Origin of the sequence: Aeromonas sp. HMWF016 (genome assembly GCF_963878195.1) — a bacterium.
GTDB lineage: Bacteria > Pseudomonadota > Gammaproteobacteria > Enterobacterales > Aeromonadaceae > Aeromonas > Aeromonas lacus.
In genome coordinates, this window is record NZ_CAWNWX010000035.1 from 19,650 (window position 1) to 30,535 (window position 10,886).

The window sequence follows — 10,886 nt, forward strand, 5'->3', positions numbered from 1 at the left end:
CAGGAGAGGGTGCCGGAGAAGATGCCGGAGACCCCCTGAATGCGGTCGCCGCTCTGGCGCAGCATCTGGATGCTGGACTGAATTGGCAACCCGGCGCCCACGGTGGCGTTGTAGCGCCACTGCACCTGATGGTCACGGCAGGTCTGCTTGATACGCTGGTAGAATTCGCTGTCGGCTGCGCCGGCAAACTTGTTGGCAGCGATGATGTGAATGCCGAGCTGGGCGAAGTCGGGGTAGTAGCGGCTCACCGTTTCGCTGGCGGTCAAATCGATGGCGATCAGGGTGTCGAAGCTGTGCTGCTCCAGCTGGGCCAGCAGTTCGGGCCAGATTAGCGCTTTGGGGGCAAAGTTGTCCTGTACCTTGAGCGGATCGAGCCCCTCTTCATCGAGCAGGCCCCCTTCCGAGCTGAACACCCCGTAGAGGGTGATCGCCAGATTGAGTTCATGTTCGAGCCGTGCCTTTTCGCGGGCATAGAGGCTCAGCCAGTGGCCGCCGATATTGCCCTTGCCGAACACTACCAGACCGACCCGATTCGGGCGGCTGAACAGGGCGCTGTGCAGGGCGATGAGCAGGGGTTCCAGCACCACCTGACGCAGCACCGCCACCAGACTCAGGCCATCTCTGGCCACCTGGACGAACTCCAGCGGCTGATCCGCCAGCAGCTGGTAGAAGCGGTGACACTGCTCGGCGTTGTCAGTTACCCCGGCACCTACCAGCGCTACCAGACTGTACCCCTCCTTCTGAATGAGGCCGGTGAAGCTCCCTTGCAGCTGGAAGTCGCGCAGCAGCTCGAAAGCCCCCTGTGCCACTTCGAGGGTATAGGCGAGGCGTAGCACCCTGCGATCCGGCTGGCGCTGCAGGGTGAGTGGGTTGAGGCGGTGACGGGCCAGATGGGCCTCGATGGTGGCCACCGTCTGCTCATAGTTGGTCTGCGACAGCACCTTCAGCTCGATGAGTGCGATCTGATCCACCGAGGAGACGATGCGGGCACCGCCGGAGCGGGGGGCGCGGCGCAGGATATGGGTGCAGCCCTCATCCGGGTTGTAGCTGCAGCGCAGGGTGAGACGCTGGCGGCTGTCGGCCACCGGTTGCAGGGTGCGTGAGTGCAATACCGAGGAGCCGAGGCGGGCCAGCTCGTTGGCTTCGGCAAGGCTCAGGCGCTCCAGCAGGCGTGCTTCCTTCACCCGGCGCGGGTCGGCACTGTAGACCCCGGCCACGTCGCTCCAGATGGTGGTGGATTCGCCGTCCGCCAGCAGCGCCAACAGGCTGGCGCTGTAGTCGGAGCCATTGCGACCGAGCAGCAGGGAGCGGCCTTCCATATCAGCGGCAATAAAGCCGGTCACCACGATGCGACCGGCGTGCTCGGCCAGTCGCGCCTTGAGCAGCTCGCTGGAGAGCGCAGTATCCACCTTGACCAGAGCGCCATCCTCTGCGCGCAGGAAGCTGCGGGCGTCGAGCCAGATGGCCTTATCGCCGCGGCTGGTAAGCAGGGCTGCCAGCAGGCGAGCCGACCACACCTCGCCAAAAGCGAGCAGGCCGTTGCGGGCGAAGCGGTCAAACTGCCCCTCAAGCGTCTTGGCGATGAGCTGCATGTCGTCGGCCAGCTGCTTGCTGATATCGAGCTGCAGTTCGCCCTCCAGCAGGCCGTCGATCAGCCCCTGCTGATAGGCGTGGAGGGCGGAGATGGCTTCGCCAGCAGCTTCGTCCCCCGCTTCGGCCAGCTCCACCAGCTGGATCAGCCGGTTGGTGGTCTTGCCGGCGGCGGAGACTACGATCAGTTCATCCCCACCCACCTGTTGTTCAACGATGCAGGCGACCCGGCGATAACAGACCGGATCCGCCAGACTGCTGCCACCGAATTTGTGGACGTGACGTCGCTTCAAGCCTGTTTCTGTTGCCACCGCGATCTCTCCTTGTTGCTGCTGTTCCATTACTTCGCTACCTGTTCTGCCTGCTGCGCCTGTGCAAAAGCCTGTGCCAGATCGGCCACCAGATCTTCACCGTGTTCAATACCGACCGACAACCGCAGCAGCTGGGCGCTGATGCCAGCTGCCTGCTGCGCCGCCGGGGTCATGGCCCTGTGGGTCATGCTGGCCGGATGGGCCACCAGACTCTCCACCCCGCCGAGGGACTCGGCCACCGAGAAGAGGGTGAGGGCCGCGAGGAAGGTGCGAATGCCTGCCTCGCTGCAATCGAGTTCAAAACTTAGCATGGCGCCGAAGCCGGACTGTTGACGGCGCGCAATATCGTGGCCCGGATGGCTCGGCAGGCTGGGGTGATAGATGCGTTTCACCAGTGGCTGCTGTTGCAGGAAGGCGAGGATGCGATCGGTGTTCTCCTGATGGGTGCGCAATCTGGGGGCCAGAGTGCGCAGGCCGCGCAGGGTGAGGTAGGAGTCGAACGCCCCGGAGGTGAGCCCCAGACAGTTGGCCCACCACACCAGCGACTCGGCCAGTGCTGCCTCCTTGGCAATCGCCACTCCGCCCACCACGTCTGAGTGACCGTTGATGTACTTGGTGGTGGAGTGCACCACCACGTCGGCACCGAGGGCCAGCGGTTGTTGCAGCAAGGGGGAGAGGAAGGTGTTGTCCACCACCACCTGCGCACCCACCTCGTGGGCGGCGCTGGCAATGGCGCTGATATCCACCACCCGCAGCAGCGGGTTGGAGGGGGTCTCGACCCATACCAGCGCAGGCTTCTGGGCCAGCGCTGCGGCCAGAGCTGCCTCGTCTCCCTGATCGACAAACTGCACCCGGTAGTGGCCCTTGGCCGCCAGATACTCGAACAGGCGCCAGGTGCCGCCGTAGCAGTCGTGGGGGGCGATCAGCAGATCCCCCGCCTTGAGCAGTGCTGTGGTGACCAGATGGATAGCCCCCATGCCGGTGCCGGTGACCACGGCACCGGCGCCCCCTTCCAGTGCCGCCAGCGCGTCAGCCAGATTGGTACGGGTCGGGTTGCCGGAGCGGGCATAATCGTATTGACGGGGTTCGCCAAAGTCGGCAAAGGTGTAGTTGCTGGAGAGGTAGATAGGTGGCACCACAGCACCGTGCTGCTGGTCTGTCTCAATCCCGGTGCGAACCGCCAGGGTGGCCTTGTGGGTCATGTTTCTCTCCTTGATCTTTCTGGACGGTGGCCGCTCTTCCTGCCACGCTGCTTTTGCCACACGCAATCGTGCCAATGCTGGCATCATGATGAACCACACTACGCCAGCTTAAAAAGGCCGTCAACACTTCCAGACGTCTAAATGGCTTTGCTGTTGGATTGCCATTAATTTCCTTAAGGGTTAAAATCCGCGCTCACGGCTAAATGAGAACAGGTGAGTCATGGGAACAGAGTGGAACGGCGACTACGTCAGCCCCTACGCGGAACACGGTAAGAAGAGCGAACAGGTCAAGAAGATTACCGTCTCGATCCCGCTCAAGGTGTTGAAAGTGTTGACCGATGAGCGCACCCGCCGTCAGGTGAACAACCTGCGTCATGCGACCAACAGCGAGCTGCTCTGTGAAGCCTTCCTGCACGCTTTCACCGGCCAGCCGCTCCCTTGCGACGAAGACTTGCGCAAGGATCATCCGGACAGCGTCCCTGCCGAAGCGCGCGCCATCATGGAAGCGCTGGGCAAAGAGATCGAAGATTTCGACAAGGAATAACCCCCAATGACGCGGCCCTGGCCGCGTCATTGCTATCTGCCATGTCCCGCTTCAGCCTGCGCCACTATCACCACCACGTCTGCAGCCATAGCCACGACTTTGCTCAGCTGGTGATCCCCCTCGACGGCCCCCTCGAGATTGAGGTGCAGGGCCGGGGGCGCCGGCTTGCCCCCGGCTCTGCTTGCGTCATCCCCCCCGGTGAGCGACACGACTACGCCGCCGATCCGGCGCTTTCGTTTCTGGTGCAGGAGAGCGACTGGCTGCCCGGCGATCTGGCGGCCCACCCCTTTATCGAGCTGGATGAGCCCCAGCGCCACTACCTCGCTTTTCTGCACCGCATGGTGGCCGAGGGGCGGCAGGTGGCTGGCATGGAGCAGGTGTGGCTCTCCCTGCTGGCGGAAGGGCAGGGAATGCAGACCACTGCCACCCCACGTCTTGCCGCCCGGATCCTCAAGGTGCAGCGCCATATCGAGGCCAACCTCGCCGCCCCGCTGACCAATCAGCAACTCGCCACCATCGCCTGCCTTGGCCAGAGCCAGTTCAAGCTCGCCTTTCGCCAGCAGCTGGGGGTGAGCGTTTCCCACTACATTCGCAGTCGGCGCATGGCGCTGGCACGTACTCTGCTTGCCGGCACGCAGCTGTCCGTTGGCGAGATTGCCAGCCGCTGCGGTTACCAGAATCAGGGGGCCTTCAGCGAGCGCTTCCTGAGTGAGACCGGGCTCACTCCGTCCCTCTGGCGCCAGCACAACGGCCGCCTGCCGTAACGAAACGGCTGATTGCCGAAGACAGGTTTCTCTCTTTGGGCCATGCTGCGGTCATGCAAGATGCACGATAAACAGGAGCCGAAATGGAGACGATTAGCTGGCAGGATTTTGAGATGGTGGAGCTGAGGGTGGGCACATTGGTGCGGGTCGAGCCGTTCCCCGAGGCGCGCAAACCGGCCTACAAGGTGTGGGCGGATTTTGGCCCAGAGCTCGGAGTGCGCAAGAGCAGTGCCCAGATCACCGCCCTCTACCAGCCAGAGCTGCTGGTGGGCCGCCAGATCATCGCCGTAGTCAACTTTCCGACCAAGCAGATCGGCCCGTTTCAGTCGGAGTTTCTGCTGACCGGTTTCTACCGGCCGGATGGCGCCGTGGTAATGGCCATCCCCGAGCAGGCGGTGGAAAACGGCGCCAAGCTGGGCTGAGTTCACACCTGAACAGAGACAAGAGAGGCGACCCAAGGTCGCCTCTCTTTTTTGCTTGTTGCTCGCCGTTACTTCAACAGGCTGAAGATCAGCGCAGATACCGCCAGCGAACCGGTCAGCAGGATAAAGCCGTTGGTCCAGCCGTGACGGAAGCGGGCCAGCGCCTCCACCTTGTAGATGGCAATCACCGGCATGATGAACAGGATCATGGCGATGACGGGGCCGGAGAGGGTTTCCATCAGTCCCAGAATGCCCGGATTGATGACGGCGGCACCCCAGATAGAGAAGAACATCAGGGCGATGCCGACCTTGTCCGCCTTGGCCAGCGGCAGCCCGGTGGGCTTGGCGATCAGGCTTTTGAGGCTCTCGCGGGCACCGAGGAAGTGGCCAAGGAAGGAGGAGCTGATGGCGATAAAGGCGATGAGCGGCCCCAGAGTCACGATCACCGGGTTGTCGGTGATGTTGGCGAGATAGGAGAGCACAGAGACGTTCTGGGCCTTGGCTTCAGCCAGTTGGGCTGGCGAGAGGCTCAGCACGCAGGAGAAGACGAAGAACAGCACGAAGCCCACCAGCATTACTGTGGTGTTGCGCAGGATCAGGCCGCTCTTGGCTTCCGCCTGCTCGCCATATTCACGGCGCTGCACGTTGGCAAAGCCGGAGATGGCAGCGGCGTGGCTGAAGGCGAACACGGTGACCGGCAGCGCCAGCCAGACGGTGTTGAGGAAGCTGACCCCCTCAAACTCGGTCACTTCCGGCCATTGCCACTGAGGGATCAGGTAGCAGGAGAGCGCCGCCAGAATGGCCGCCAGCGGATAGACCATAAAGGCGAAGGCGCGCAGCATCGCTTTCTCCCCCGCCAGCATCACGGCGATCATGGCGAATACCAGCACGCCGGAGAGCATCACCCGATCCGGGGTTGCCATACCGAGCTGGTTGACCATAAAGCTTTCCACCGTGTTGGTCAGTCCGACCCCGTAGATGAGCAGGATTGGGAAGATGGAGAGGAAGTAGAGCGCCGAGATGAGGCGGCCGGCCATTTTGCCGAAATGCTCCTCCGCCACTTCGGTGAAGTCGGCGTGGGGGCGTGAAGAGGAGAGTACGAAGCGTGCCAGCCCGCGGTGGGCGAGGAAGGTCATGGGGCCTGCCAGTACTGCGACGATGACGAGGGGCCAGATCCCGCCCAGACCCAGATTGATGGGCAGGAACAGGATACCGGCGCCAACGGCGGTGCCAAACAGGCTGATAACCCAGTGGGTGTCGTGACGGCGCCAGCGGGTGATGCTGGCAGTGGTGGAGCAGGAACCGGATAGCTCCTTGGTAGCCTCTACAGATAAACTCATTACTAATTCACTTTTTGTTAGTGTTTTAATCTGAGTTCATTGTGGTTTATCGGGATTTAATTCTCAAAAAGCGAGACTGAAACATATCACTGCCATTGCGGGGTTTAGCCAGCGAGATTGGGAATGGAATCTGGGTCACAGAATGAAACAAAACTGATATTTGTGGTTTTTGTGAAATATAAAACCAAAATTTTATGCCGGCTCGTTTTTTTATTTTGGCTAATCAGGTGTTTTCAGAATTACGTGAAAAATCGCACCATTTCTCACCGACCGACTGTGATGTTTCACTGTCATTTTGCCGCTTTGCCAGCGTATCACGCTGTTCAAGAGCGCCTTGGGCAGCGGATCACTCCGGCCATCACCCCCGACAACAACCCTGAAAAATCAGGCGGCCCTATGGCCGCCTGCTTGTCTGGTGTGGTGATAGCTCTATCCGCCTAGTGGGCCAGAATGCTGCCCCAGGCGAGATCCGGATCCCCCATCACGATAAAGTCCGGGTTCTCCAGTGACTCGGTTTCGTTGTAACTGAGCGGCTGCAACGCCAGGCTGAGGATGCGGCCACCAGCCGCCTCGACTATACACTGGGCGGCGGCGGTGTCCCACTCGCCGGTGGGGCCGAGCCGCACGTAGCAATCGGCCGCCCCTTCTGCCACCAGACAGGATTTGAGGGAGCTGGAGCCGAGCGGGATCAGCTCGTAGTTGATGGCCGGGTTGAGGCGGCGGGTGAGCTTCTCCAGCTTCTGGCGGCGGCTGATGGCCACCACCAGAGAATCGGGCTGGTCATGCTCGTGGTGCATGGCACTGATGGGCAGTACCTCGCCGTTCACCTCCTTGAAGGCGCCGTAGCCGCGCACCGCCCAGTAGAGCACGTTGGACTCAGGGGCATAGATGACCCCGAGCACCGGCACATTATCCCGCACCAGAGCGATCAGGGTAGCGAAGTCGCCGCTGCCCGCGATGAATTCGCCAGTGCCGTCGAGGGGGTCCACCAGCCAGTACTGCCGCCAGTTGGATCGCTGGCTGAAGGGGATGTCGGCCGCCTCTTCGGTCAGCACGGGAACGTGGGGAGTGAGCGCCGAGAGCGCCTGTTTGAGGTAGGCATCGGCAGCAAGATCGGCACTGGTGACCGGGGTCGCATCCTCCTTCAGCTGACGCTCGAACTGACCGCCGTGATAGATGTCGTGAAGGATCCTTCCGGCTTCGCGGGCAATCTCCTTGACCCCCGGCACCCAGGCCAACAACTCCTGCATCTCGTTATCCTCTGTCTGTTAACTGCCCGTCTGCGGGCTACTCTGCCTGCTCCGCCAGCCACTTCTGGGCCAAGAGCAGGGCACTGATACTGCGCGACTCGGTGAAGTCGGGCCGCGCCAGCAATTCGTCGATTCGATTGAGGGGCCAGGGGATCACTTCCAGCGGTTCGGGCTCGTCGCCAATCCGCTGTTCGGGGAAGAGATCCCGCGCCAGCAAAATGTCCATCCGGCTGGAGAAGTAACCGGGCGCCAGCGACACCTGTTTGAGCAGGGTCAGGTTGTTGGCGCCAAAGCCCGCCTCTTCCATCAGTTCCCGGTTGCCTGCCTCGAAGGCATCTTCGCCCGGGTCGATCAGCCCCTTGGGAAAGCCCAGCTCGTAGGAGTGGGTGCCGGCGGCATATTCGCGCACCAGCAGCAGGGTCTGCTCATCGAACAGCGGCACCACCATGACGGCGCCACGATTGCCGCCGCGCATCCGCTCGTAGACCCGCTCCTCACCGTTGGAGAATTTGAGGTGGAGGGATTCCACTCTGAACAGCCGGCTCTCGGCCACTATCTCGGCCTTGAGGATCTCCGGTTTGCTCTTTTCCTGCTCCAGCTGGTCGATCGAAATCTGTTCGGGGGGGCTTTTGTGGTGCTCACTCATCAGGGGTGACGGCTCGTTAAAAAATCGTGCTTCAAGAGTAAACGACTCCCACACCGAACACCACGGGGCAGGGAGGGGAAAGGGGGAGGAAAAATCCGTTATACTGCCGCCCTGTTTTTCCATGATCCGCGATCAAGAGGCCCGATGTCGCACTCCCGCTCCACTACCTTGCCCTGGCACCAGATAGATACAGTCTTGCTCGATATGGATGGCACCCTGATCGATCTGCATTTTGACAACCACCTCTGGCAGCAACTGGTGCCGGAGCGTTACGCCGAGCGGCTTGGTCTGCCGCTGGATGAAGCCAAAGCGCAGATCGACGTCCACTATCACGCCGTCAACGGTACCCTCAACTGGTACTGCGTGGATTACTGGAGCGAGACCCTGGGGCTCGACATTCGTGCCCTCAAGCAGGAGATCCTGGCGAAGATCCAGTGGCGCCCCCACGCCATCCCCTTTCTGGCCGAGCTGCGTGCCGCGGGCAAGCAGTTGGTGCTCTTTACCAACGCCCACCCTGCCAGCCTGTCGGTGAAGGATACGCAGCTGGGGTTGCGCGAGCATCTGGATTTGATGGTGAGTACCCATGAGCTGGGCTGGTCGAAAGAGAGCCAGCACTGCTGGCAGGCACTGGCCGAGCGGCTGGCGTTCGATCCGGCTCGAACCTTGTTTGTGGATGACAGCGAGCGGATCCTGCAGGCCGCCGCCGACTATGGTATCGGCTATCAGTTGGCGATCCAGAATCCGGATAGCTGCAAGCCGGAGCAGAGCATCACCGCTTTCCCGGCGATCCGCGACTATGCCGAGTTGCTGCCGCTGGCAATCTGAATCAGTTCAAACAAGAGAGGGCTGCATCATGCAGCCCTCTCTGTATCTGAAACCTGGCGGTGAAACATCACAGCTCCCGAAACGGGCGCCGTTTCTCTTCCTCGATGACGATCGCCTCCAGATTGGCGACCCGCTCCTGCAGCTCCCGAATGACCATATCCTGCCTGCCGAGGCGATCCGTGATGCGGGCATCCCCCATCTGATAGCGGGCCCGCTTGCCGAGATATCCGAACAATACGCTGATAAATACGATCAGGACTATGCCTGTCCACATGGTCATGTCACGACTCCTTGTCGTCTATAGACGGCGAAAATGCTGATGAGATCTGCTCTGTTTTCTCATAGCCGTCAGGCGGCCGCAATGGGGCCCATTGTCCCTTTGTGACGCAGACAGCTATTGCTGCCAGAGTGGCCGACCGACCCAGAGCGCCCACAGGGTGAGGTGCAGCAGCACGATAAACCAGAAGACCAGCCGGTAGCTGCGCTTCTGGGTCTTGTGACGCAGCCACTGGCGGGCCACCAGTGCTCCGGGCCAGCCGCCGCACAGCTCCAGCAGGTGCAGGCGGGATTCGGGAATGCGCCACTCGCCCCGCACCGCCTGTCGCTTGTCCCAGGCGTAGGCCGCCAGAGTCAGCAGGCTCATGGTGAGCAGTGCGGCCAGTGGCCACCATTGCTGGCCGTCGAGGCCGAGCCACAGAGTCCAGCCCAGTGGCAGCAGCGCCAGCGCCATCACTGGGCCAGCTCCCAGCAGCGCTCCTCATCCTGCTTGAGGGTGCGGATCACCTTGGCCGGATTACCCACCGCCACCGAGTCGGCCGGGATGTCGCGAGTGACCACGGCGCCGGCACCAATGATGGAGCGTGGCCCTATGGTGACGCCGGGGCAGATAATGGCGCCGCCGCCAATCCAGCAGTCGTCACCGATCCGCACCGGCTTGTTGTAGGCGGTCCAGTTGCGTCGCTCCAGATAGTTCATGGTGTGGGTGGCGGTGTAGATCTGCACGTTGGGGGCCAGCAGCACATGGCTGCCGATGTGCACTTCGCCCACATCGAGAATGGTGACGTTGAAGTTGAAGAAGGTCTTCTCGCCGATATGGATGTTGCGGCCAAACTCGCAGGTAAACGGCGTGCTGATCCAGCAGGAGTCGGGGCAGTGGCCGAACAGCTCACGGCAGATCTGCTGGCGCAGCGCCGCATCGCCTGCAGGTGAACCATTGAGCCGGGCCAGCAGCGCCTGACCGCGGATCCGGTCGTTGGCTATCTCCTCGCTCTGACTGTCCAGCGCCCCGCCTGCCAGTACCTTGTCCCAGTCGCTCGCCATTGCTACCTCCTCATGCTGCAAGAGGGGGCAGTATACGTGACAAGCGCGAGAGGCGTCAGTCTGTCACTTCTGGCAGGTGATCCCCGTCATCCTGCGGGCCAGACAAGGGGCAGGATCAGTAATGCCGAAACGAAGTAGGGGAGCAGCACCCGCAGCCCGAGACTGCGACCGCCGATGCCAAGCGCCAGCAACCCCTTCACCAGCGAGTTGACCAGCCCGGCCAGCAGAATGCCGCGAGCCGCCACCTCCAGCGCCAGCTCCTTGTGGGAGAGCTGGGATAGCGACAAGGTGATGGCGTCCACGTCGGTGATCCCCGAGACCAGCGATAGCAGATAGACCCCCGAGTTGCCCACCTTGTCTTGCAGCAGAGTCGCCATAAAGCCGATCAGCGCCAACAGCAGGCCGAACTTGATGGCGGTGGCCAGATCGAGCGGGTTGCTGGTTTCCGGTTGCACCGGGCCGTCGGTCAGCTCCTCGCGCTGGCGCCAGAACCAGAAGGCAAAGCCGTACACAGTGGTCGCCAGCAACAACAGAGGGGCGGCGAGGCGCATCGCCAGCTCGCTGTGGATGAGCAGCACCAGTACCAGCAGCCGCAGCCACATGGTGGCCCCTGCCAGCAGGATGCCAGTGGCCAGCAGCCGCTCCAGCCCCCCCTGCTCCTTGTTGAGGCGG

13 protein-coding genes and 1 pseudogene are annotated in these 10,886 nt (G+C 62.0%); 5 read left to right on the forward strand and 9 right to left on the reverse strand.

The window, feature by feature from the left end; all coding sequences use genetic code 11:
• Both metL and metB read right to left on the reverse strand, forming a co-directional pair.
• A pseudogene (metL, locus tag AACS24_RS04960) lies at positions 1-1,931 on the reverse strand (bifunctional aspartate kinase/homoserine dehydrogenase II); the annotation flags it as partial.
• Positions 1,931-3,103 (reverse strand): cystathionine gamma-synthase, encoded by a 1,173-nt coding sequence (gene metB, locus AACS24_RS04965; RefSeq protein WP_108572542.1) that lies wholly within the window; start codon positions 3,101-3,103, stop codon positions 1,931-1,933. The gene metB and the pseudogene metL, both read right to left, overlap by 1 nt.
• A 220-nt stretch (positions 3,104-3,323) precedes the next feature.
• Between metB and metJ the strand changes: the two genes are divergently transcribed.
• The 3 genes from metJ to AACS24_RS04980 all read left to right on the forward strand — a co-directional run bounded on the left by metJ (position 3,324) and on the right by AACS24_RS04980 (position 4,833).
• Complete coding sequence (metJ, locus tag AACS24_RS04970) at positions 3,324-3,647, forward strand: met regulon transcriptional regulator MetJ (protein WP_005343046.1); 324 nt, start codon at positions 3,324-3,326, stop codon at positions 3,645-3,647.
• A 41-nt stretch (positions 3,648-3,688) separates the two neighbouring features.
• Positions 3,689-4,411, forward strand: coding sequence for an AraC family transcriptional regulator (locus AACS24_RS04975; RefSeq protein ID WP_108572543.1), 723 nt, complete (start codon positions 3,689-3,691; stop codon positions 4,409-4,411).
• An 83-nt stretch (positions 4,412-4,494) separates the two neighbouring features.
• Positions 4,495-4,833, forward strand: a complete 339-nt coding sequence (locus tag AACS24_RS04980) for a tRNA-binding protein (RefSeq protein WP_108572544.1) — start codon at positions 4,495-4,497, stop codon at positions 4,831-4,833.
• A gap of 68 nt (positions 4,834-4,901) precedes the next feature.
• Here AACS24_RS04980 and AACS24_RS04985 read toward each other — a convergent pair whose 3' ends face one another.
• Complete coding sequence (locus AACS24_RS04985; protein WP_108572545.1) at positions 4,902-6,173, reverse strand: aromatic amino acid transport family protein; 1,272 nt, start codon at positions 6,171-6,173, stop codon at positions 4,902-4,904.
• 123 nt (positions 6,174-6,296) lie between these two features.
• Between AACS24_RS04985 and AACS24_RS04990 the strand changes: the two genes are divergently transcribed.
• Entirely contained in the window at positions 6,297-6,614 is a 318-nt protein-coding gene (locus tag AACS24_RS04990; protein ID WP_146181458.1) for a hypothetical protein, read from the forward strand.
• On the opposite strand, the gene cysQ is transcribed toward AACS24_RS04990, so the two are convergent.
• Positions 6,611-7,423: a 3'(2'),5'-bisphosphate nucleotidase CysQ gene (gene cysQ, locus AACS24_RS04995; protein ID WP_108572546.1), complete on the reverse strand. Its 813-nt coding sequence runs from the start codon at positions 7,421-7,423 to the stop codon at positions 6,611-6,613. The genes AACS24_RS04990 and cysQ overlap by 4 nt on opposite strands.
• A 37-nt stretch (positions 7,424-7,460) precedes the next feature.
• Positions 7,461-8,069, reverse strand: coding sequence for an ADP compounds hydrolase NudE (nudE, locus tag AACS24_RS05000; protein WP_033113990.1), 609 nt, complete (start codon positions 8,067-8,069; stop codon positions 7,461-7,463).
• A 144-nt stretch (positions 8,070-8,213) separates the two neighbouring features.
• On the opposite strand from nudE, the gene yrfG reads away from it, so the two are divergent.
• Positions 8,214-8,894 carry a GMP/IMP nucleotidase gene (gene yrfG, locus AACS24_RS05005; protein ID WP_108572547.1) on the forward strand — a complete coding sequence of 227 codons (681 nt, stop codon included), beginning with the start codon at positions 8,214-8,216 and terminating at the stop codon, positions 8,892-8,894.
• Positions 8,895-8,961: 67 nt separating this feature from the next.
• Here the strand turns inward: yrfG and AACS24_RS05010 are convergent, their stop codons facing one another.
• The 4 genes from AACS24_RS05010 to AACS24_RS05025 form a co-directional block, all read right to left on the reverse strand.
• The gene (locus AACS24_RS05010) at positions 8,962-9,174 is read right to left on the reverse strand and encodes a hypothetical protein (RefSeq protein WP_033113992.1); all 213 of its coding nucleotides are present in this window, start codon (positions 9,172-9,174) and stop codon (positions 8,962-8,964) included.
• Between the two features lie 114 nt (positions 9,175-9,288).
• A complete protein-coding gene (locus AACS24_RS05015; RefSeq protein ID WP_005343057.1) occupies positions 9,289-9,627 on the reverse strand; it encodes a DUF1294 domain-containing protein in 339 nt (112 codons plus the stop codon).
• Entirely contained in the window at positions 9,624-10,214 is a 591-nt protein-coding gene (locus AACS24_RS05020; RefSeq protein ID WP_108572548.1) for a sugar O-acetyltransferase, read from the reverse strand. The genes AACS24_RS05015 and AACS24_RS05020 overlap by 4 nt, the downstream gene beginning before the upstream one ends.
• 86 nt (positions 10,215-10,300) lie before the next feature.
• Positions 10,301-10,886, reverse strand: a 586-nt coding sequence (locus AACS24_RS05025; protein ID WP_258223106.1) for a DUF4010 domain-containing protein, incomplete at its 5' end; no start/stop codon positions are given.

Excerpts from the sequence above, each read along its gene's own strand:
- metB (WP_108572542.1), bottom strand. The coding sequence starts at position 3,103 with ATGACCCACAAGGCCACCCTGGCGGTTCGCACCGGGATTGAGACAGAC.
- metJ (WP_005343046.1), top strand. The coding sequence starts at position 3,324 with ATGGGAACAGAGTGGAACGGCGACTACGTCAGCCCCTACGCGGAACAC.
- AACS24_RS04975 (WP_108572543.1), top strand. The coding sequence starts at position 3,689 with ATGTCCCGCTTCAGCCTGCGCCACTATCACCACCACGTCTGCAGCCAT.
- AACS24_RS04980 (WP_108572544.1), top strand. The coding sequence starts at position 4,495 with ATGGAGACGATTAGCTGGCAGGATTTTGAGATGGTGGAGCTGAGGGTG.
- AACS24_RS04985 (WP_108572545.1), bottom strand. The coding sequence starts at position 6,173 with ATGAGTTTATCTGTAGAGGCTACCAAGGAGCTATCCGGTTCCTGCTCC.
- AACS24_RS04990 (WP_146181458.1), top strand. The coding sequence starts at position 6,297 with ATGGAATCTGGGTCACAGAATGAAACAAAACTGATATTTGTGGTTTTT.
- cysQ (WP_108572546.1), bottom strand. The coding sequence starts at position 7,423 with ATGCAGGAGTTGTTGGCCTGGGTGCCGGGGGTCAAGGAGATTGCCCGC.
- nudE (WP_033113990.1), bottom strand. The coding sequence starts at position 8,069 with ATGAGTGAGCACCACAAAAGCCCCCCCGAACAGATTTCGATCGACCAG.
- yrfG (WP_108572547.1), top strand. The coding sequence starts at position 8,214 with ATGTCGCACTCCCGCTCCACTACCTTGCCCTGGCACCAGATAGATACA.
- AACS24_RS05010 (WP_033113992.1), bottom strand. The coding sequence starts at position 9,174 with ATGACCATGTGGACAGGCATAGTCCTGATCGTATTTATCAGCGTATTG.
- AACS24_RS05020 (WP_108572548.1), bottom strand. The coding sequence starts at position 10,214 with ATGGCGAGCGACTGGGACAAGGTACTGGCAGGCGGGGCGCTGGACAGT.